The sequence below is a fragment of the Cupriavidus sp. 05N40 genome, from assembly GCF_056397305.1.
Map to the genome: position 1 here is coordinate 28,265 of NZ_JBFTND010000055.1, position 20,609 is coordinate 48,873.

General features: G+C 66.1%; 20 protein-coding genes. 14 read left to right on the forward strand and 6 right to left on the reverse strand.

Features of this window, described 5'->3' with window-relative positions; genetic code table 11:
* Positions 1–3 precede the first annotated feature (3 nt).
* Entirely contained in the window at positions 4–918 is a 915-nt protein-coding gene (locus AC1DO7_RS15230; protein ID WP_441615653.1) for a LysR family transcriptional regulator, read from the forward strand.
* Positions 919–1,009: 91 nt separating this feature from the next.
* On the opposite strand, the gene AC1DO7_RS15235 is transcribed toward AC1DO7_RS15230, so the two are convergent.
* Positions 1,010–1,741, reverse strand: coding sequence for an enoyl-CoA hydratase/isomerase family protein (locus tag AC1DO7_RS15235; RefSeq protein ID WP_441615655.1), 732 nt, complete (start codon positions 1,739–1,741; stop codon positions 1,010–1,012).
* Positions 1,738–2,961, reverse strand: coding sequence for a CaiB/BaiF CoA transferase family protein (locus AC1DO7_RS15240; RefSeq protein WP_441643406.1), 1,224 nt, complete (start codon positions 2,959–2,961; stop codon positions 1,738–1,740). Before AC1DO7_RS15240 ends, AC1DO7_RS15235 begins: the two co-directional genes overlap by 4 nt.
* An 82-nt stretch (positions 2,962–3,043) precedes the next feature.
* Between AC1DO7_RS15240 and betC the strand changes: the two genes are divergently transcribed.
* From betC to AC1DO7_RS15270, 6 genes are read left to right on the forward strand one after another with little or no spacing between them, the layout of a single operon-like run.
* A complete protein-coding gene (gene betC / locus AC1DO7_RS15245) occupies positions 3,044–4,567 on the forward strand; it encodes a choline-sulfatase (protein ID WP_441615658.1) in 1,524 nt (507 codons plus the stop codon).
* A gap of 10 nt (positions 4,568–4,577) precedes the next feature.
* Positions 4,578–6,080: an aldehyde dehydrogenase family protein gene (locus AC1DO7_RS15250; protein WP_441615660.1), complete on the forward strand. Its 1,503-nt coding sequence runs from the start codon at positions 4,578–4,580 to the stop codon at positions 6,078–6,080.
* Positions 6,081–6,106: 26 nt separating this feature from the next.
* On the forward strand, positions 6,107–6,982 hold the full coding sequence (gene mmsB / locus AC1DO7_RS15255; RefSeq protein ID WP_441615662.1) for a 3-hydroxyisobutyrate dehydrogenase: 876 nt from the start codon (positions 6,107–6,109) through the stop codon (positions 6,980–6,982).
* A 38-nt stretch (positions 6,983–7,020) separates the two neighbouring features.
* A complete protein-coding gene (locus AC1DO7_RS15260) occupies positions 7,021–7,992 on the forward strand; it encodes a Bug family tripartite tricarboxylate transporter substrate binding protein (protein WP_441615664.1) in 972 nt (323 codons plus the stop codon).
* A gap of 4 nt (positions 7,993–7,996) precedes the next feature.
* A complete protein-coding gene (locus AC1DO7_RS15265; RefSeq protein ID WP_477116291.1) occupies positions 7,997–8,740 on the forward strand; it encodes a hypothetical protein in 744 nt (247 codons plus the stop codon).
* Between the two features lie 31 nt (positions 8,741–8,771).
* On the forward strand, positions 8,772–9,458 hold the full coding sequence (locus AC1DO7_RS15270; RefSeq protein ID WP_441615668.1) for a GntR family transcriptional regulator: 687 nt from the start codon (positions 8,772–8,774) through the stop codon (positions 9,456–9,458).
* A 69-nt stretch (positions 9,459–9,527) separates the two neighbouring features.
* On the opposite strand, the gene AC1DO7_RS15275 is transcribed toward AC1DO7_RS15270, so the two are convergent.
* From AC1DO7_RS15275 to AC1DO7_RS15285, 3 genes are all read right to left on the reverse strand, one after another.
* Entirely contained in the window at positions 9,528–10,325 is a 798-nt protein-coding gene (locus AC1DO7_RS15275) for a class II aldolase/adducin family protein (protein ID WP_441615669.1), read from the reverse strand.
* A 65-nt stretch (positions 10,326–10,390) separates the two neighbouring features.
* Positions 10,391–11,392 carry a tripartite tricarboxylate transporter substrate-binding protein gene (locus tag AC1DO7_RS15280; RefSeq protein ID WP_441615670.1) on the reverse strand — a complete coding sequence of 334 codons (1,002 nt, stop codon included), beginning with the start codon at positions 11,390–11,392 and terminating at the stop codon, positions 10,391–10,393.
* Positions 11,389–12,822 carry an amidase gene (locus AC1DO7_RS15285; RefSeq protein ID WP_441615672.1) on the reverse strand — a complete coding sequence of 478 codons (1,434 nt, stop codon included), beginning with the start codon at positions 12,820–12,822 and terminating at the stop codon, positions 11,389–11,391. Before AC1DO7_RS15285 ends, AC1DO7_RS15280 begins: the two co-directional genes overlap by 4 nt.
* 117 nt (positions 12,823–12,939) lie before the next feature.
* Between AC1DO7_RS15285 and AC1DO7_RS15290 the strand changes: the two genes are divergently transcribed.
* Positions 12,940–13,821 (forward strand): LysR family transcriptional regulator, encoded by an 882-nt coding sequence (locus tag AC1DO7_RS15290; protein WP_441615674.1) that lies wholly within the window; start codon positions 12,940–12,942, stop codon positions 13,819–13,821.
* Positions 13,822–14,030: 209 nt separating this feature from the next.
* Here AC1DO7_RS15290 and AC1DO7_RS15295 read toward each other — a convergent pair whose 3' ends face one another.
* Entirely contained in the window at positions 14,031–14,804 is a 774-nt protein-coding gene (locus tag AC1DO7_RS15295) for an IclR family transcriptional regulator (RefSeq protein WP_441615676.1), read from the reverse strand.
* A gap of 96 nt (positions 14,805–14,900) precedes the next feature.
* Between AC1DO7_RS15295 and AC1DO7_RS15300 the strand changes: the two genes are divergently transcribed.
* From AC1DO7_RS15300 to AC1DO7_RS15325, 6 genes are all read left to right on the forward strand, one after another.
* Positions 14,901–15,917: a tripartite tricarboxylate transporter substrate binding protein gene (locus AC1DO7_RS15300; protein WP_441615678.1), complete on the forward strand. Its 1,017-nt coding sequence runs from the start codon at positions 14,901–14,903 to the stop codon at positions 15,915–15,917.
* An 83-nt stretch (positions 15,918–16,000) separates the two neighbouring features.
* Complete coding sequence (locus AC1DO7_RS15305; RefSeq protein WP_441615680.1) at positions 16,001–16,684, forward strand: RraA family protein; 684 nt, start codon at positions 16,001–16,003, stop codon at positions 16,682–16,684.
* Positions 16,681–17,628 (forward strand): NAD(P)-dependent oxidoreductase, encoded by a 948-nt coding sequence (locus AC1DO7_RS15310; protein ID WP_441615681.1) that lies wholly within the window; start codon positions 16,681–16,683, stop codon positions 17,626–17,628. The genes AC1DO7_RS15305 and AC1DO7_RS15310 overlap by 4 nt, the downstream gene beginning before the upstream one ends.
* Positions 17,629–17,725: 97 nt before the next feature.
* Complete coding sequence (locus AC1DO7_RS15315) at positions 17,726–18,727, forward strand: Bug family tripartite tricarboxylate transporter substrate binding protein (RefSeq protein WP_441615683.1); 1,002 nt, start codon at positions 17,726–17,728, stop codon at positions 18,725–18,727.
* A 91-nt stretch (positions 18,728–18,818) separates the two neighbouring features.
* On the forward strand, positions 18,819–19,751 hold the full coding sequence (locus tag AC1DO7_RS15320) for an SMP-30/gluconolactonase/LRE family protein (RefSeq protein WP_441615685.1): 933 nt from the start codon (positions 18,819–18,821) through the stop codon (positions 19,749–19,751).
* Positions 19,748–20,593, forward strand: a complete 846-nt coding sequence (locus AC1DO7_RS15325) for an amidohydrolase family protein (protein ID WP_441615687.1) — start codon at positions 19,748–19,750, stop codon at positions 20,591–20,593. The genes AC1DO7_RS15320 and AC1DO7_RS15325 overlap by 4 nt, the downstream gene beginning before the upstream one ends.
* Positions 20,594–20,609: the final 16 nt, after the last annotated feature.

The window sequence follows — 20,609 nt, forward strand, 5'->3', positions numbered from 1 at the left end:
AATGTGAATGTGACTTTAAAGCAGCTTGAAGCCTTCTATTTCAGCGTCTCGCATGAATCGTTCACCTCGGCGGCGGCAAAACTCAATACGACGCAGTCCGCGGTCTCGAAGCGGGTAATCGAACTCGAGCAGGCACTAGGCGTTCAGCTGGTGCATCGCATGCCCAAGGGGCTGGTCCCAACGCAATCCGGTACACGGCTGCTCCCGCTCGCGGAGGAGGCCATGCACCTCAAAGGGCGAATTGCCAGCGAGATCGGTCTGGACGACGATATCAAGGGTACCTTTCGCATCGGGGTCACCGAACTCGTGGCGCTGACATGGCTGACAAAGCTGCTGCGCGAACTCAAGGCTCAGCATCCGGCATTGCACGTCGAGCTGGTCGTCGATGCGGGCATGAACCTGTTTGGTGCGCTGGAGGCCAATACGATCGATCTGGCCATCCTGCCCGGGACCTTCTGGGGCGACGCCTACAAGTGCGTCGAGGTGGGCCGGGTGGAGGATTTGTGGATGGCCAGCCCGAAGCTGGACTTGCCCGACCGCCCCCTGAAACCCGCGGAATTTTCCGACTACCCTGTGCTGGAGCAGTCGGCGGGGTCAGCCAAGAATGCTTTCTACGGCGCGTGGCTCCATGAGCACGGTTTCCGCTTCAAGAAGGTGTTCTCGACAAATAGCCTGACGGTGCTGCGCGAGCTTGCCATCGAAGGGCTCGGCATCAGTCAGCTGGCCGTCGATTACTTCGCGCCGGACATCGAAGCCGGCCTGCTGCGTATTGTCCGTACCGATCCAATGCCGCCTGCGCTCGTGTATTCGGCCGTCTATCGCCAAGCCAGCTTTTCCAGGGCTCTGGATTTCATTGCGCAGACCTCCGCACGCGTATGCAGCTTCGTTCGCGGTCCATACGACCTGTCCAGCCGTTGAGCGGGCACACCTGGCTGTCGAGGGACGGCGCTAAACGGCCTGGGACGTTCGTTGCCAGGGCCAAGACTGCGGAACGGACAGGGCTGGAGGCCTACCTGGCCGCGAGCTCGGCAAGGCGTCGCACAGTTTCCTCGGCGCGCAGGGAGGCTTCGTAGGCCGATCTGCCGATGCTCTCGTTCCATTCACCGCCGGCAATCGCATCGATGTGCCGCTTCATGGAGCGAACGGCGTCCCGGTCGCAATCCCCGATGTTCCCTGCATACGTGTCGATGACGTCGGGGAGGTCCTCGCGGCGCACAAGGTCGGTGAGAAAGCCGATCCGGAGCAATTCCTCGCTTTCGAGCGTCATGGAAGTCAGGAAGATTTTCTTGGCTGCGGGAGAGCCCAGGCGCGAAACGAAGCGCCGCAGACCCCCTGGGTAGTAGTGCAGTCCAAACTTCGCGGCGGGCATGAACAGCTTGCAACCGTGAACGCCGACACGGAAATCGCAAGCCAAGGCGAGGTCCGTGCCGCCACCGTAGGCGCTGCCGTTCATCGCGCATAACGTCGGGAGCTCGAGGTTTTCCAGGGCGTCGATCATGTCTTCGAGCGACCGGTCCAGGCGCGTGCCGATCTGGCTCAGCGTATAGCCCGAGCAGAAGGTTTTCTCGCCTTCGCCCGTCAGCACGAGCAGCCGCAAGGCCGGGTCGCACCTCACTTGTTCCACGAACCGCAGCAGGATCCCGATATCGTCTGGGTCAAGCCGGTTGTGCTCGGCAGGGCGTCGGAGTGTGATCGTCGCCGTCGCGCCGGCGATTTCAAGGGTAGGCTTTGCGGATGTCATGGCTTGGGGTCGTGGCCGTGTTGCAGGATGATGCCTTCGCGCGCCAGTGCTTCCAGGTCAGGCGTGATGAATCCATGCTCCCGAAGGACATCGAACGTGTGCTCGCCGAGCAAGGGCGGCGCGCGCCGAATGGATTCCCCATGGCGGCCGTCGAAGGCGATCGGGCTGCCGACTTGGCGGATAGAACCCAGCTCCGCATGCTGGACTTGCTCCACCAGCCGCGAGTGAATGACCTGTTCGTCAGCGAAGACATCCGCAACGTTGTAGATCGGCCCAGCCGGAATATCGGCCGCCAGCAGTCGTTCCGTCCACTCCTTGCGGCTGTGCGCCTTCAACCTGGCCTCGATGATCTCCTTGAGCTCGGCGCGCCGCTCGATCCGCGCTGCATTCGTCGCGTAGCGCGGATCATCGATGAGCTCTCGGAGTTCAAGCACCTCGCACAGGCGCCGCCACATCTCGGCTGTCGCCGGTGCGATGTTCAATGGCCCATCCGCGGTCTGGAACACGCCGTACGGCGCAATCACAGGGTGCGTATTGCCGGCGAGACCGGGAATCTCCCCCAGACTCAGGTAACGCTGGGCCTGGACGCTCATGAGCCCGACGAGTCCTGCCAGCAGTGATGTCTCCACCCGGCGGCCTCGCCCTGTCGCATGGCGCTGTGCTACGGCAGCAAGGATGCCGATGACACACCACATCCCGGCAGTCTGGTCACCGATCGCCACACCCACCCTGACCGGTCCCGATTCCGGCATGCCCGTCACGCTCATGAGTCCCGAGTACCCCTGCGCAATCTGGTCGAACCCTGGACGTTGACTCGCCGGCCCCGACCGGCCGAAGCCGGTGACGCTCGCATAGATGAGCCGTGGGTTCGCTTCGGCAAGCGCTTCGTACCCAAGACCCATGGATTCCATGGCGCCGGCACGAAAGTTCTCCACGATCACGTCGTACTGGCCGGCGAGATCGCGCAGCAGGTCAAGCGCGCGGGGATCGCGGAAGTTGATGGCGATCCCGCGCTTGTTGCGGTTGCCGCTCAGGTAGTAAGCGCTGGTGCCGCGGTCGAAAGGCCCCCAATGGCGGATCATGTCGCCGCCCGCGGGCTCGACCTTGATCACGTCGGCGCCCAGGTCGCCCAGGACCATCGTGCAGAAGGGGCCGGCAAGCGCCCTGGTGAGATCCAGGACGCGAATCCCCGAAAGCGGCAAGGAAGTTGGGTCGGTCATGCTTTCTCCACTTGTAAGATCGCATGTCCCACTCTATATTGCATACAACGGAAATGCAACCGTTGTGCAATAAAGGAGAATCATGCGCAAGCCCAACATTCTTTTCGTCATGGCCGACCAACTCTCGGCGCCGGTTTTACCCTTCCATGGCAACACCGCCGTGAAGGCGCCTCACCTCCAGGCGCTCGCCGAACGGTCCGCAGTCTTTGACAACGCCTACTGCAACTTCCCCTTGTGCGCGCCTGCCAGGTTCTCGCTGCTTGCAGGCCAGTTCGCCACGCGCATCGGCGCGTTCGACAATGCGTGCGAGTTCCAGGCCGCCACGCCCACGCTGCCTTATTACCTCGCGCAGCAGGGCTACAAGACCATCCTCGGCGGCAAGATGCACTTCGTGGGCCCTGACCAGAAGCACGGCTTCCAGGAGCGCCTTACAACCGATATCTACCCGGCTGACTTCGGCTGGGCAGCGGACTGGGCGGAGGGCGAGTTCAGCTTCTATTCACCTGGACACAACCTGACCACCGTGGACGAGAGCGGCTCTTGCTTCCGCAGCCTGCAACTCGATTACGACGAGGAGGTCGAGGCGAAGGCGATCCAGCGCCTGTACGACCTCGCGAGGGAGGACGAGCAACCGTTCTTCATGTGCGTTTCCTATACGCACCCCCATCCGCCTTATCACATCCTTCCCGAATACCTGGATCGTTACTCGCCGGAGGAGATCAACCTGCCCGTTGTCGGCGACATGCCGATGCAGGCGCGCGACAAGCTCAGCCAGTGGGTGCAGTATTCCCACGGGCTGGACAAGCAAGGGGCCACCGACGAGCAAGTGCGGCGTGCGCGCCACGCCTACTATGCGATGGTGAGCTATGTCGACGACAAAGTGGGCCGCCTGCTGGAGACGCTCAAGCGCGCGGGCTTCGAGGACAACACCATCGTCGTGTTCACGTCCGATCACGGTGACATGCTGGGCGAACGCGGCATGTGGTTCAAGCGCGTGTTCTTCGACTGGTCGGCCAAGGTTCCGCTGCTCGTCTATGACCCGCGCAAGCGCGAACCCCGGCGCATCGCGGAGCCGGTTTCTCACGTGGACCTGCTCCCCACATTGCTGGATCTTGCGATGGATGGGCAAACGCCGGCCTGGGTCGAGCCGGTTGATGGTCGCAGCCTCGTGCCGCTGCTCGCGACAGGCGATGACGACGGCGAGGCGGAAGCGTTCGTCGAGTACACCGCCGAGGGCGTCACTGGTCCATGCTGCATGCTGCGGCGTGGCCGATACAAGTATGTGTACACCCATGGCCATCCAGACCTGCTTTTCGACATGGAGGCCGACCCGAACGAGCTGGCGAACATCGCGCAAGAACAGCCGCAGGTACTTGCCGAGTTGAAGGCACGCGTGCTCTCCCGGTGGGATCCGGCCGCAATCACGCAGCAGGTGCTTGCCAGCCAGGCGCGCCGCAAGTTTATCAACTCGCTGCCCGAGGGCATTCAGCCTACCTGGGACTACCAGGCGGGCACGGACGACACACGCCGCTTTGTGCGCCGGGGCAGCGCGCGCGTGATCAAGGTAAAAAAGCGCTGGCCGGCCGTGGCGTCCGCCGCTAAGTGAACGGAGGCCGATGATGACTCAGAACAAGCTCACGGCGGACATCGATCCGCACCGTCTGGCTCGCGCGATAAGCGGCTACAACCTGATCGGCGGGGACCTGGTGAGGGCCCGTTCGGGAGATACGTTCCCGGTAGTCAACCCTGCAACCGGACGCGAGATCGGATACGCGGCGCAAAGCGACGCAAGCGACGTCGAACGAGCAGCGAATGCGGCGGCCCAGGCGCAGCCCGCCTGGGCTGCAATGCCGGCGCGCAAGCGTGGCGCCCTGCTGGCCGACTGCTCGCGCCTGATTGCAGAGCACGTGGAGGAACTAGGTCGGCTGGTGGCTCTGGAGACCGGCAAGGCACTGCGCACCGAGAGCCGGGTCGAAGCGTCTGTCGTTGCCGACGCGTTGCAGTTCTATGGCGGCCTGGCCTCGGAACTCAAGGGCGAAAGCGTGCCGTTCAGCCCGGACATGCTGACCGTCACGCAGCGCGAACCGATTGGGGTGGTGGGCGTCATCATTCCCTGGAACGCCCCCATGATGCTGATGGCGCTGAAGATCGCCCCGGCGCTGGTGGCCGGCAACACGGTTGTCGTGAAATCGGCCGAAGAGGCGCCACTGGCAGTCTTGAGGCTCTGCCAGATCCTCAGCCAGGCGCTGCCCCCGGGGGTGCTGAACATCGTCTCGGGCTTCGGGCCCGAATGCGGAGCACCGCTGGTCGCGCACCCCGCGGTCGGCAAGGTGACGTTCACCGGCTCCGTCGAAACGGGGCGAATCGTGGCACGCACGGCTGGAGAGAAGCTCATCCCCGTCACGCTCGAGCTCGGCGGCAAGAGCCCCATGATCGTGATGGAGGACGCCGACATCGCGAAGGCCGTCGCCGGCGCGGTGAGCGGCATGCGCTTCACCCGCCAGGGACAGAGCTGCACGGCCGCCAGCCGAATCTTCGTGCAGGACAAGGTGCACGATGAGTTCGTCGCCATGCTCAAGGCGCGCGTTGACACGCTGAAGATGGGCGATCCCCTGGATGAAGCGACGGACATCGGCACCGTTATCTCGCGCGCCCAGCTCGACAAGGTTCTCGGCTACATCGAAAGCGGTCGAGCCGAGCCTCGTGCCCGCGCGCTCGAATGCTCCCAATTGCCTGCAGACGAGTCGCTTCGGCAGGGGCTGTTCATCAGGCCGGTCATCTTTACCGGCTTGGGCAACGCGTCCCGGCTGGCACGCGAGGAAATCTTCGGGCCCGTGACGTGCGTGATCCGCTTCTCAAGTTACGAAGAAGCCGTGGCGCAAGCCAACGACAGCGACTATGGACTGGCTGCAACCATCTGGACGCAGAACCTGAAGACCGCGCTGGATGCCACCCGGCGCCTGCAGGCAGGCTTCGTGCAGGTGAACCAGAACATCGTGGTCCAGCCGGGATTGTCCTATGGGGGCGTGAAGCAATCCGGCCTTGGCCGCGAGGCGTCGCTGGAGGCAATGCTGGACCACTTCACGCACAAGAAGACCGTGATCTTCAACATGAACTGAGCTGCGCTCGGTACGAGGAGACAAGAATGGCTGCGATCGGTTTCATTGGATTGGGCAATATGGGATTTCCCATGGCGTGCCGGCTGAAGGAGGCAGGGCATGACGTTCGCTGTTTCGATCTCGACGCGGGCTCGATGGAGCGCGCATTGCATGCGGGCCTCCGGCCGCGGGCTTCGGTCGAGGAAACGGTATCCGGGGCGGAGGTCGTCATCACCATGCTGCCCAGCGGCCGGCATGTGCTGGATGTGCTCACGGCAGACACCCTGCCGCTCGCACCTGAAGCGCTTGTGATCGATTGCTCGACGATCGATGTCGCGTCCTGCGCTGTCTTCCACGAAACGCTGCGCAAGAAGGGGCTTGTCACGCTTGACGCTCCCGTTTCCGGCGGCGTAGGCGGCGCGGCGGCGGGGACACTCACGTTCATGGTCGGAGGCACGGAAGCAGCCTTCGCGCGTGCCCTCGGACTGCTGCGCGCGATGGGCAAGAACATTTTCCATGCAGGCGCGGCGGGCGCCGGCCAGGCGGCGAAGATCTGCAACAACATGCTGGCGGGCATTTCCATGGTGGCCGTCTCCGAGGCCCTGCATCTGGCCAAGCGACTGGGGCTGGATCCACGCAGGTTCCACGAAATTGCCTCGGCGTCTTCGGGCCAGTGCTGGGCGCTCACGAGCTATGCGCCTGAGCCCGGCCTGGTGCCATCCGCGCCGGCCAACCGGGATTACGAAGGCGGCTTCGCTTCCGAGCTGATGTTGAAGGACTTGCGGCTGGCGGAGCAGGCTGCGGTTGCCAGCCAGTCGCCGGCATTGCTGGGTGCGGCGGCCGCCTCGGTCTACGCCATGCACTGTGCCGCCGGGCGTGGCCGGCTCGACTTTTCCTCCATCATCAAGATGCTCGGCGCGTAAGCTGCCCGTAGCCAAATCAAGAAGCAAGGAGACCAACCATGGCAATCGTCCGAAGCATCGTCCGGCTGGCTGTCGTTGCCGTTCTGTTCGTCAGCGGCGCAGCCTTCGCGCAGAAGGAAACGGGGAAATTGATTGTGGGCTATCCCTCGGGCCAATCTGTCGACGTGGTCGCCCGGATCCTGGCCAACCGCCTCGGTCCGGCGATCGGGCGATTGCTGATCGTGGAGAATATGCCGGGGCAGTCCGGCAGCCTGGCGCTGGCGGCGGTTGCGCGCATGCCCGCCGACGGCAGCGTGATGACGCTGTCGGCCTCGGCGGCTCTGGCTGGCAATCCTTTCCTGTATCGGAACCTGCGTTACGACACGGCCAGGGATTTCGAGCCGATCGGCCTGGTCTACGATGCGCCGCTCCTGCTGATGGTCAATAGCGCGCTTCCCATCCACTCTGTGAAGGAGCTGGTTGCCTACGCGAAGGCGAACGCGGGAAAGGTCAACTATTCCTCCCCAGGTAACGGTTCGGTGTCCCATCTGGCGATGTCGGAGCTCATGCGGCGAACCGGCATGGAAATGACGCACGTCCCCTATGCCGGTTCTGCCAAGTCGCTGACCGACCTTGCCGCGGGTGAGGTGCAGGTTGCCTTCGATGCCTTTGCGGGCGCGCAGCCCTTCCTCGCCAATGGCAAGGTGCGTGCGATTGCGGTGAGTTCCCGGGAGCGCCTGACCGCACTGCCGTCCGTACCGACAGTCGCCGAGAGCGGCATGGGCATGGAAGACTTCGACGTGGTCCCGTGGGTGGGTCTGCTCGCGCCCGCGGGCACCCCGAAACCTGTCGTGGACAAGGTGAGCGCAGAACTCGCCAGGATTGTCCAGTCTCCCGAACTGTCCCAGCGGATCGCCGCCCTGGGTGGCCGCCCCCGCAGCAGTACCGCGGCGGAATTCAGGACCTTCATGCATGGCGAGATGGGGCGGTGGGCGGCCGTCGTCAAGGCGTCCGGCGCCCGCCTGGAGTGATGCAATGATTGCTATCGGCTCTGCCACGCTCGCTCGTGACACGCGGCACCACCGGGTCTTGGAGAACGGCTTCAGCTTCCATCGCAGTGAGTGGATGCAGGCCGGATCCGACCCGTGCCTGTCTCCCACCATATTCCTGGTGGAGCAGCCTGCGCATTCGGTGCTGCCTGCGCACTTTCATACACAGAATCAATTCCAGGTCTTCCAGCAAGGATCGGGATCCCTGGGGTCTCGTGYGGTCGGGCCCGGCTCCGTCCACTACGCCGGCGCATTCACAGGGTATGGGCCCTTGGTGGCGGGGCCGCAGGGGCTGAGTTACTTCACGATCCGCGCGGCGTTCGAAACCGGCGCGAACTTTCTTCCGCTTGCGCGCGACAAGCTGCGCCGCGGACCGAAGCGGAACGCGCACGGGCCAGTACATGAACCCCGAACGATCGGGCAGCTCCGGGCACTGAAGGCCCCGCTGCGTGCCGAACTGATTGGCGCCGATGGAAGCGAACCCGAGGCCTATGCATTGCAGCTTCCGCCGTTTTCGGAAGTGAGCGTCCCGGCCGCCCGTGGCTCGGGGCAGTTCCAGCTCGTCCTTGCGGGTGAGCTGAGCGCACCGGAAAGCCGGTTGCAGGAGTGGGAGAGCCGGTTCATCTCGGCGGGTGAGCACGGCGGTGCCTGCCGTGCCGGCCCGGACGGCCTTCACCTCCTCATATTGCAGATGCCGGCCATGGCTGCGGAGTACCTGGCTCTGCGTTGAAGCACCTCACAGACTCCTGTATAAAGTCCTCATGAGTGAACCAAAATCAAACGCATTGCGTAAACGCGATCCCCAGCCGCTGTCCGTGGAGCAGGTCTGCGAGCGGATTCGCTCCGGCATCCTGCGCGGAGACCTGCGGCCAGGCGCAAAGCTGACAGAGCAGGATCTTGCCGCGGAATTCGAAGTGAGCCGCACGCCCGTCCGGGAGGCCATCCGCCAACTGGAGACCGAGCGACTCGTCAGCCGGACGCCGTTCGTAGGTGTCACGGTGAGGCAGCTGACTCCGGAAGATGTGCTTGAGTTGCTGGACATCCGCGAGGTGCTCGAGGGTCTGGTGGCACGTCTGGCGACGCGGCATATGGATGCCGCGCACCTGCAGACGCTGAAGAAGTCGCTCCAGCAACTGACTGCCTGCGCGAAGAAGGGAGATGTCGCCGGCTATCTTGACCACGCGCTGGCGTTTCGCCGTGTGCTCGTCGAATGCTGCCGCAGCGACACGCTGGCTGAGTACGTCCTCGCCATCGAGAATCAGTTGCGCCTGATGGGCAATCGAACCGCCGTGCTGCCGGGCCGCATGGAAGCCGCGATCGAGGAACACGAGAAGCTGCTGGATGCCATCAGGCGCGGCGATGGCGCTGCGGCGGAGCAGCTAAACCGGGAGCGCATCCAGCACATCCGCGATGCGGTTGCGAAGTCGATCAGTTTCTCTATCCTCTAGATCCTTAGATCCTTAGATCCGTAGATCCTTAGGATCCAGGCCGCGGCCTGCGGCCGCCAAGGCCGGCTCTCAAGTGCGGTACGAGGTACCTCGCTCCCGTTCGAGCTTGCGCAAGAGGCCAGGCCATTCCACCTTGCCAACCTCCAGGAAGCCGCCGGGACCGAGCATCTTGCGCCCCTGAGCGCGGGTGTGCCGGATGGTGGCCTCGGACAGTTCGTGAAGGGCCACGCCACCGGCCTGGCCATCGATCTGGTACTGGCATGCCGTCTCCAGGCGCAGCATCCAGCAGAACGCCTCTCCCACACTGCGGCCAACCGTGAGCGCACCGTGGTTGCGCAGGATCAGAACGCGACCTTCCGGGCCGAGGTCGCGCACCAGCCGCTGCCGTTCGTCCTCATCCAGCGCTGCGCCCTCGTAGTCGTGGTAGCCGAGCAAGTCCAGCATGACGCAGGCCTTCTGGCTGAGCGGCCGCAGCCCCATGGCCTGCATCGCGACAGCGTTGTTGGCGCGCGTGTGGCTGTGCATGACGCATTGCAGATCAGACTGCGACATGTGAATGGCGCTGTGGATGATGAAGCCGGCGGGATTGAGCAATGACGGATCGCCCTTCACGACGCGGCCGGCCAGGTCCACCTTGAGCAGGGCCGAAGCCGTCATCTCGTCGAACAGCGTGCCCAGCGGGTTGACCAGGAAATGGTGTTCGGGCCCGGGCAGCATGACCGAGATGTGCGTCGACGCGAGGTCAGACATTCCGTACAGGTCGGTGAGCTGATAGCACGCGGCGAGGTCGCAGCGCAGCTGCCACTCGGCCGGATCCATGCCGTCGGGCATTGCCGGGGAAGAAAGCTGCTCGGTATCGCTTCTCATGTCTTTGTCTCCTTGCTATTGCTGTTGCTGTTGCTGTTGCTATTGGTGGTCTGCGCGCCGCCAGCTCAGTCCTCGTTGCGAAATCCCGATGCCTGGACGAGCGGGCGCCAGAACTCGCGCTCGGCGTGCAGCGTGCGGGTCACGGCCGCGCCAGGCAGGCCAGTCGCTTCCAGACCGACACGCGGCAACAGGGCTTTCATCTCCGGTTTCTGCATGGCGGCAACGAATGCCTGCTCCAACCGTTGCACCACCTCCGGGGGCGTCCCCGCAGGCACAAAGGCGCTGTACGACGCATTCGCGTGATCGAATGCGTCGATGCCATCTTCACGCACGGTTGGCACATCGGGGAGGGCCGCGTTTCGATGGGTGCCGGACACGGCCAGAATGCGAATCTTGCCAGCGCGATAAAGCTCCAGCTGGCTGGCCAGGGCGTCGGTGGCTAACGGAACGTGCCCGCCCACGAGGTCCGTCACAAGCGGCGCGCCTCCCTTGTAGGCCACCGGCCTGAGCGGTACGCCTACGGTTCGGCCCATGCCGAGGATGGCGAAATGCAGTGTCCCGCCCAGCGAGGTGAGGCCGACGCTGCCCTGTGATGGGTTCGCACGGACCCAGCTCACGTATTCCCGCAGCGTCTTGTAGGGGCGATCCGCGCCCGCCGATATCACCGTAGGGACTTCCGCAAGCTGCGCCACAGCAATGAAATCGCGATCGACGTCATAGTCAAGCCGCCGGTAGGTCATCGGGAAGATGACCATCGGCGCATTCGATGAAAGCAGCACAGTCCTGCCGTTCGGCTGTGATCGCTTCACGTAGTCGATGGAGATGCGCGTCGACGCGCCCGGCCTGTTTTCCACGATCACCGGGCCCATGCCGGCCAACCGCAGTTGCTCGGCCAGCGAGCGCCCGAGGATGTCCAGCGCGCCCCCGGGCGGGAAGCCGACAACAAGCCGCAAGGGAGTTGTGCTTCCCGTCGCTGCAGGAGGCTGCGCGCCGGCTGGATTCGCTTGCACGGCGGCCAGYCCGGCCACCGAGGCAGCCGCAAGCAAACGGCGTATCGATTTCTTCATGGCACCTCCACGTCTGGCCAGCGGGACAAGAGATTCTGAGAGGCCTCGAACAGCGCAGCCGCGCCGAGCAGGTCGGACTCCCCGCGCAGACGCCCCACCAACTGCAAGCCGACGGGCAGTCCGTCACGGCCAAAACCGCAGGGCAGGGTGATGGCGGGGTGGCCGGTCAGGTTGAACGGCATGGTCCAGGGGAACCAGTTGGATCGCACCTCGTCGTACAGCCGGCCGTCGATCTCTATCTGCCCGAACAGATCCTGGTCAATCGGCAGGGCGGTGCGCGCGATGGTGGGAACGGCGATGAAGTCGTGGTCACGAAGCAGCGCCTGCACGTGCCGGAACAAGCGGGTGCGTTCGAAGTTGGCCCTCTGGTAGTCGACCGCGCTGAATTCATTGGCAAGGGCCAGCTGTTGCAACAGCGAAGGGCTGAGCCGGTCAGGCTGCTGCAGGGCCATCTGACCGAAGCGCGCTCGCCATACCGTGTGGTTGATGGTTCGCCAGAGCGGCTCGATGTCGAAGGCCGAGCCAGGCATCTCTGCGAGATCCGCGCCCAGGTCCTGCAACCGGTCCAGGGCAGACGCGAAGCACGCGGCCACATCTGCGGCGACCGGTCGCCCGGGTGGCGAGATCGCGAACAGGATGCGCCTGCCCCGCAGGTCGGTGGCAGTGCGCGTCGCATCTACATAGTCGGCCGCGCGCGCGCCAGCGGACCAAGGGTCTGAAGCGTCTTCACCGGCCATCGCCTGGAGCATCAATGCAGTATCGGCCACCGTGCGTGAGATAGGCGTGACATAGGTGAGGTTGCCAAAGGCATCCTCCACCTGAGAGTGCGGTACCAAGCCGATGCTTTGTTTCAGGCCGACGGCACCATTGCAGGCCGCCGGAATCCGGGTGGAACCGCCGCCGTCCGTGGCAATGCCGATCGGGGCGAGCCCGGCCGCTACTGCCACCGCCGCGCCACCGCTGGAACCACCGCTGGTGTGGCCGGGATGCCAGGCATTGCGGGTACGACCGAACAGAGGCGCATCGGTGAGGCACTTCGCTCCGAACTCCGATGTGGTCGTCTTCCCGATAAGGATGGCTCCTTGTCGGCGTAGTCGGGCAACGGCTACCGCGTCCTCGGTCGGGACGTTGTCCGCGAACAGCAGGGAGCCGAATGTCGTACGCACCCCGCGGGTGTTAACCAGGTCCTTGCAGGAATAAGGAATCCCGTGCAGCAATCCTGTGGGTTCCCCGCGCATGATCGATTGCTCCGCGGCCTGTGCCTCCTGCATGGCCTCGTCGGGGCAAAGCGTTATGAAACAGTTGAGTTCCGACTGGAGCCTGGCCGCACGATCCAGCACGGCACGCGTTACCTCGACCGGGGAAACCTCGCGGGCAGCTATCGCTTCGCGAAGCCGCACGGCAGGCAAGAAGCAAAGTTCCTCATTCATCCAAGACATCCTGGGAGAGCCCGGCTCAAGTGACCGGCAACGAATCAAAGTTGACATACACCCCCCGCCCGGTCCAATACTCGTTCACAATCAAGGCATATCGGAATCGTATGACCCATGGACCTCAAGAGCCTGCGTTATTTCGTTGCTGTAGCGGAGGCCCGCAGCGTGGGCAAGGCCGCCGAGCGTCTTCACATGGCGCAACCGCCGCTGTCCGTCCAGATTCGCAACCTCGAGGCACAACTCGGTACGGCGCTCTTTGTGCGCGAATCCACCGGCATGCGACTGACAGACGCGGGTAGCGCGCTCTTCGCGCGCGCGCGCGAAGCCCTGGCGCTGGCACACGAGGGGTTCGAGGCCGCACGCGCCGTAGCGTCCGGGCGGCGCGGGCGGCTGTCTGTCGGCTACATGTTTTCGCTTGGCTACGCCGTACTGCCGAAGCTCGTGCCGCAGTTGCACCGCGTACTCCCGGATGTCGAACTGCAGTTCGTCGAGATGAGCACCTCGACATATGAAGCGCAGATCATCGACCACAAGGTGACAGTTGGTTTGTGCATGCCACCGCTTCAGCGGCCTGACCTGTCCACGACGATCGTCGGCATGCAACCGCTACGGCTGGCCTTGCCGGCACGTGCACCGCTCGCGCGGCTTTCGTCGGTGCCGGTGGCACGGCTGCACGGGCAGAGATTGATTGCGCTGCCCACACTGACAGGGGGCGGGGACACTTCGATGGTTGCCGCTCTGCTGCGGCGCCACCAGGTAACCATGCAGATAGTCGAGCGGGTGGAGACGGTTCATGCGGCACTGGCTCTGGTGCTCGCAGGCGAGGGGGTTGCGATCGTGCCGGCGTGCGCGGCAATCGGCAGGCCTCCGGGTGTCGCGTTCCGAAAGCTTAAGGAAGTCACGGAGGGGTTCGAGGTGGCCGTCTGCCGGCGCCGCGATCTGGATAGCCCCTTCATCGAGCCGTTCATCACGGCGGCGCGGCACGCGCTCCGATGACGGCGCAATACCACGCGCATGGCGCTGCTGGCCGCCGGCCTGACGGCCGGCAGCGAGGAAGCCGGCGAGATCCGCTGCGTGCCCGCGGAAGGCGTCGACCTCTGCACGGTGGGCGGCCAGGACCGGCTCGGCGCCCGCCTAACCGGAAACGCCGCCAGCCGGACTGAGCCGGGGCCCGCCCGACCCTGCTGCGCAAGATCCCCTGCGGCTCAAGGGTGCCAGGTCGACGGCCGTTCGATCTGCATCGCCGGCCGCTGGCTGCCCGCCATGGCGTAGGACAGCCTGTTGGCGGCATCCATCACCGTCTGCGCCAGCTCCAGCAGCCGCGCCTCGCCCAGGCGCGATGTCGGTCCCGAGATGCACATGGACCCGAGCAGCCGCCAGTGCAGCCCGAAGACGGGGGCCGACACGCTCGACACCTCCGGCTCGCGCTCGCCGAGTGACAGGTGGAATCCGCGGCGGCGGATCAGTTCATGGAGCTCGCCGGGCTCGCCGGAGAAGGCCAGGATGACCCGGCCGGGCGAGCCGCTGTCCAGCGGCAGGCCCGCGCCGATCCGCACGTGGTGCCGGATCGCCTGGGGTCCTTCCACCCGCACCAGGCACGTGCGCTGCTGCCCCTCGCGCACGTAGAACGATGCGCTTTCGCCGGTCTTGATGGTCAGCTCCCGCAAGACCGGTTCCACCACCTCCTGCACGTTGAAGGTCGCCTGGTAGCACGCGCCCAGCCAGCCGGCCGCGCGGCCCAGGCGCCAGCTGCCGTCCTCCTTCTGCACCAGGTAGTTGTCGGCGGCGAGCGTGCGCGCCAGGCGCAGCACCGTCGTCTTGTGGATGCCGGTGCGGCGGCTGAGGTCGGCCAGCGTCAGCTGCGCGTCATTGACGCCGAAGGCTTCCAGGACGCGCAGGGCACGCGTGACGGCGGTGACCCCGCCGCTGGCGCCCTCTTCCAGGCCAGGGGTGGTCGAGGCATCTCTTTTTCGGTTCATATGACGGTACGCGTTGCACGGTACGAAACGGTATTGTATGCCGTGAAACGCTAGACAACAATCCAGCTCACAACATAACGAGATCTGGAGACAGTCATGAACGCAGTCCTGAGCGTTGTCCTCGGCGCGGTTCGCCGCTGCACGTTCGCCGTCACGGCCGGCGCCGGCGCGGTAGCCGTTGCCGCGGCTTCGGCCACCGCCATCGCCGCGGTGCCTTATCCCGCCAAGCCCATTCGCGTCATCGTGCCGTTCCCGGCCGGCGGCGGCACCGACATCATCGCCAGGGAGGTGACCAACAAGGTGGCGCTTGCCACCGGCTGGATCTTTGTCGTGGACAACAAGCCGGGCTCGGGCGGCAACCTCGGCGTCGATGCCGCCGCCAAGGCACCGGCCGACGGCTACACCATCGTGCTGGGCCAGACCAGCAACCTTGCCATCAATCCCACGCTGTACAGCCGCCTGCCGTACGACCCCGTGAAGGACCTGGCCCCGATCAGCCTGGTGGCCAGCGCGCCGCTGGTGCTGGTCACGCCCGTCAATTCGCCCTACAAGACGCTGGCGGACGTGATCAAGGCCGGCAAGGCCAGGCCGGGCGCCATCAACTTCGCGTCGCCCGGCAACGGCACGGTCGCGCATCTGTCCGGCGAACTGCTCCAGAAGACCGCGGGCCTCAAGCTCACCCATATCCCGTACAAGGGCGCCGCCCAGGCCGTCAACGACCTGATCGGCGGCCAGGTCGACCTGTACATGGCTTCCGTGCCGTCGCTGCTCGGCCATATCCGCAACGGCAAGCTGCGTGCGCTGGCGGTGACCTCGCTCAAGCGCGTTGCCGACCTGCCGCAGATCCCGACCGTCGCCGAGTCCGGCTATCCGGCCTTCGAAGCTGCCACGTGGTTCGGCTTCGCAGCCCCCGGCGCGACACCGCCAGCCGTGGTCGCCCGCCTGAACGCCGAGTTCAACAAGGCGCTGCAGGCGCCGGAGCTCGCGAGGAAGCTCAACGAGCAGGGCGCGACGGTGCTCGGCGGCACGCCCGACCAGTTCGGCGCGCTGGTCAAGCGGGACATTTCCCGCTGGTCGGCGGTCGTCAAGGCATCCGGCACCACGCTGGACTGAGCGCTGCCGTCCTGCCTCGTTTGCGCGTTCCCCATTCCACGTCCCACTTCACGTCCCACTTCACGTCCTTCCGGAGCCAAGCCATGAGCCTGCCCAACATCATCAAGTCGTTCGATCGCGTGTCCGCCGCCGTTGTGGCGAAGGCCGCCAAGTTCCAGCCGGCCATCCTCGCCGACGTCGCCGGGCGCCGCGGCGCGCTTCACGGACGCATCCGGGCATTGCGCCCGAGCATGAAGGTGGCCGGCCCGGCCTTCACCGTCGAGGTGCGCCCCGGCGACAACCTGATGATCCACGCGGCGCTGGCGCTGGCGCAGCCCGGCGACGTGCTGGTCATCGATGGCAAGGGCGACCAGACCTCCGCGCTGATGGGCACGATCATGATGCACGCGGCACGCCAGCGCGGCCTCGCCGGCGTGGTGATCGACGGCGCGGTGCGCGACAGCCTCGACCTCGAGGAGATGCAGTTCCCGGTCTTCTCCGTGGGCACCAACCCGAACGGGCCGACCAAGGAAGTCGCCGGGCGCATCGGCCATCCGGTGTCGGTGGGCGGGGTGACCGTGAACCCGGGCGATTTCATCAGCGGCGATGCCGACGGGCTGGTGGTGGTGGAGCGCGAGAAGATCGAAGCGCTGCTCGAGGTCGCGGCCAGGAAGGAAGAGGCGGAAGCCAGGCGGATCGCGCAGATCAAGGAAGGCAATACCAATGCGCCGTGGCTGCTGGCCTCGCTGGTGACCGCCGGCGTGCTCAAGCAGGGAGAAGCGCTGTGACGACGCGTCCCGCCATTCTCGTGACCGCGGCGGATCTCGCGCCGCAGGCCCTCGCGCTGCTGGACGGCTATGACATCGTATTCGCCGGCAAGACCCCGCAGCACGACGATCTCCTCGCGTTGGCCCGCCGGCACAACCCGGTCGGCATCATCGTGCGCTATGGCGCGGTGACCGCCGCGATCATGGACGCCGCGCCCGCATTGCGCGTGATCTCCAAGCACGGCAGCGGCACCGACACCATCGACAAGGCCGCCGCCGCCGCGCGTGGCGTGGCGGTGACGGCCGCGGCCGGGGCCAATGCCGCCGCCGTGGCGGAGCACGCGCTGGCGCTGATGCTGGCATGCGCGAAGTCCGTGGTGGCGCTCGACAAGCGCATGCATGCCGGGCAGTGGGACAAGGCCACGCACAAGAGCGTGGAACTCGACGGCCGCACGGTCGGCCTCGTCGGCCTGGGCGCCATCGGCCTGCGCTTCGCCAGGATGTGCGATGCCATCGGCATGCGCGTGATCGGGTTCGACCCGTTCGCGACGAACCTGCCGGCCTACGTGCAGCCGGCCGCGCTCGATGCCATCTGGCAGGAGTCSGACGTSATCTCGCTGCATTGCCCGCTCACGGCGGACAACCGGCAGATGGTCAACGCGCAGACGCTGGCGCGCTGCAAGCCCGGCGTGCTGGTCGTCAATACCGCGCGCGGCGGGCTGATCGACGAGCCCGCGCTGCTGTCGGCGGTGCGCTCCGGGCAGGTGGCCGCGGCCGGGCTGGACAGCTTCGCCGCCGAGCCGATGACCGTGCCGCATGTCTTCCATGGCGAGCCGGGCTTTATCCTGAGCCCGCATATCGGGGGCGTGACGAGCGCGGCCTACGTGAACATGGGGATGGCCGCCGCCAGGAACACGCTCGCGGCGCTGGCCGCGGCGAGCGAGCCGGCGCTCGCCCGCGCATAGGCGGCACGCAGGACGGACAGGCGAGGCCACGAGGCGCGGCTCCCACGAGAGGAGTGCGCAGGGCCTCGCAGCAAATGGTGGTGCAAGGAGACAGAACATGAAAGCGATTCAACGCGGCGCGGCAGCGCCGTGGCGGCTGGCCCTGGGCCTGCTTGCCATCCTGCCGGCGATGATGCAGGCGCAGGCACAAACGCCCGCGCAAGCCTGGCCGGCCAAGCCGGTCAAGATCGTCGTGCCTTACCCGCCGGGCGGCGCGGTCGACGCGGTCACGCGCAAGATGGCCCAGCGCCTGACCGCGCAGACCGGGCAGAGCTTCTATGTGGAGAACAAGGCCGGCGCCACCGGAACGATCGGTGCGCTGCAGGTCGTGCACGCGGCGCCCGACGGCTACACGCTGCTGGCCAACGACACTACGTATTCGCTGCTGCCGCATATCTTCAAGAAGCTACCGTTCGACTACGCCGAAGACCTGCAGCCGGTCTCCGCGTATGTGTTCGCGCCGATGGGCGTGGTCGTCAAGGCCGACGGCAAGTACAAGACACTGTCCAGCCTGGTGGCCGCCGCCAAGGCGGAAGACAACAAGGTGTCGTACGGTTCGGGCGGCGCGGGATCGACGCCGCACTTCGCCAGCGAGGCGCTCGGCGTGGCGGCGGGCGCGCATTTCCTGCATGTGCCGTTCAAGGGCGCCGGCGAGGCTACCGTGGCGCTGCTCGGCGGCACCGTCGATTTCCAGATCGCCTCCATCCCCGGCGTGATCGGGCAGGTTGCCGGCGGCAAGCTCAGCGTGCTGGCGGTCAGCGGGGACAAGCGCCTGCCGGCATTGCCGAACGTGCCGACGTTCGCCGAAGCCGGGCTGCGCGGGTACGGCGTCACCAATTTCACCGGCCTGTGGGCACCCAAGGGCACGCCCCGGGAGGTGCTGAACCGCATCCAGAAGGAAGTCGCCATCGCGATGGCCACGCCGGACATGCGCACGTACGCGCAAAGCATCGGTGCGGACGCAGGCTACTGGGACACCCGGACGTTCTCGAAGGAGATGGTCGAGCGCACGGCATTCTGGGGCAAGGTGGCCAGTGGCACGGGCTTCCAGAAGCAGTAGCCAGGGCCGGCCGCATCGATTCCAATAGAGATAAGCTGGCAGGGATCGCGCGGCCAATCCTCCTGCGCAGGCTAAACCACAAGGCATCATCATGTTCCTCATGCATCCTCCGGCCGTCCGCGAGGCTCAGACGTTCGCGCGGCTGCCGGCGCGCTACCGGCAGCGCCGCCATACCGCGTGGTCCGCCGCCAACCAGGGCGGCCGGGAGATCGATTCGTTCCTCGAAGGCCCGGTCACCGACGACAGCGGCAATCTCTATGTCACGGACATCCCGAACGGCCGCATCCTGCGCGTCGACGCAGAAGGCGAGTGGGAGCTGATCGCGGAGTGGGACGGCGAGCCGAACGGCATGAAGCGCATCGGCGCGCACGAACTGCTGGTCACCGACTACCGCAACGGCCTCATGGCCGTCGACCTGCGCACGGGCAACGTCCGGCCGTTCCTGTCACGCCGCCATACCGAGAGCTTCAAGGGCGTGAACGACCTGACGCTCGACGCGCACGGCAACCTCTACTTCACCGACCAGGGCCAGACCGGCCTGCACGACCCGACCGGGCGCGTCTACCGGCTGACGCGGGAAGGGCGCCTGGAACTGCTGCTGGCCAACGTGCCCAGCCCGAACGGCATCGTGCTGTCGCCGGACGAGCGCTTCCTGTTTGTCGCGGTCACGCGCGGCAACTGCGTATGGCGCATGCCGTTGCAGGCGGACGGCAGCGTGTCGAAGACGGGGCAGTTCTTCACCTCGTACGGGCCCAGCGGGCCGGACGGGCTGGCCATGGACGAGGCAGGCCGCCTGCTGGTGGCCAACCCGGGTCTGGCGTATGTCTGGGTACTCAGCCAGCGCGCCGAGCCGGTGGTGGTGATACGCGGCACGCCCGGCCATTCGCTGACCAACATGGCGTTCGGCGGGGCGGACCGCAAGCGGCTGTTCATCACCGACTCCACCGCCGGCGAGATCCTGTCCATCGACATGGATGTGCCCGGCATGCCATTACACGACAACCTGGAGGCGCAACGCGGATGACGAACGCCCTGCTGCAGGATGCGTGCGATTGCCACGTGCACTTCTATGACGGGCGCTTTCCGTGCGCGCCGGGCGCCACGCTGCGCCCGGCGGACGCGCGCGTCGCCGACTACCGCGCGGCGCAACGGGACATGGGCACCACGCGGGCCGTGGTGGTGACGCCGTCGACGTATGGCACCGACAACCGTGCCACGCTCGCCGCGCTGGCGGAGCTTGGCGCCGACGCGCGCGGCGTGGCGGTGGTCGACACCTCCGTCACGGACGCAGACCTGGAGCACCTGCACGCGCGGGGCATGCGCGGCATCCGCTTCAACCTCACCATGCCCGGACCGGTGGATGCGGGCATGCTGCCTGCGCTTGCGTCGCGGATCGCGCCCCTGGGCTGGCACGTGCAGCTCAATGCGCCCGCGGCGTGGTTGCCGGAGATGGAATCCATGCTCGCGGCGTGCCCGGTGCCCGTGGTCTTCGACCACTACGGCCACCTGCCGTTCGGCGACGCGGCGTTCGAGCCGGCGTTCGCCGTGATCGCGCGGCTGCTGGCCGAGGGCAAGGGCTGGGTCAAGCTCTCCGGCCCCTACATCGAATCGCGCGAAGGCGCGCCCCGCTACGGCGACGTGGCAGCCCTGGCGCGCCGCTACCTGGCGCTGGCGCCCGGGCAGATGCTGTGGGCATCCGACTGGCCGCATCCCACGCTGCGCGCGCAGGACAAGACGCGCTGCGACGATGGCGCCCTGCACGCGCTGTTTCGCCAGTGGTGCGGCGACGATGCCCTGGTGCGGGCCGTCCTCGTCGACAACCCCCAACGACTATATGGCTTCGCCGCGAGGGCCGAAGCCGCATGACAACAAGACCGGAGAC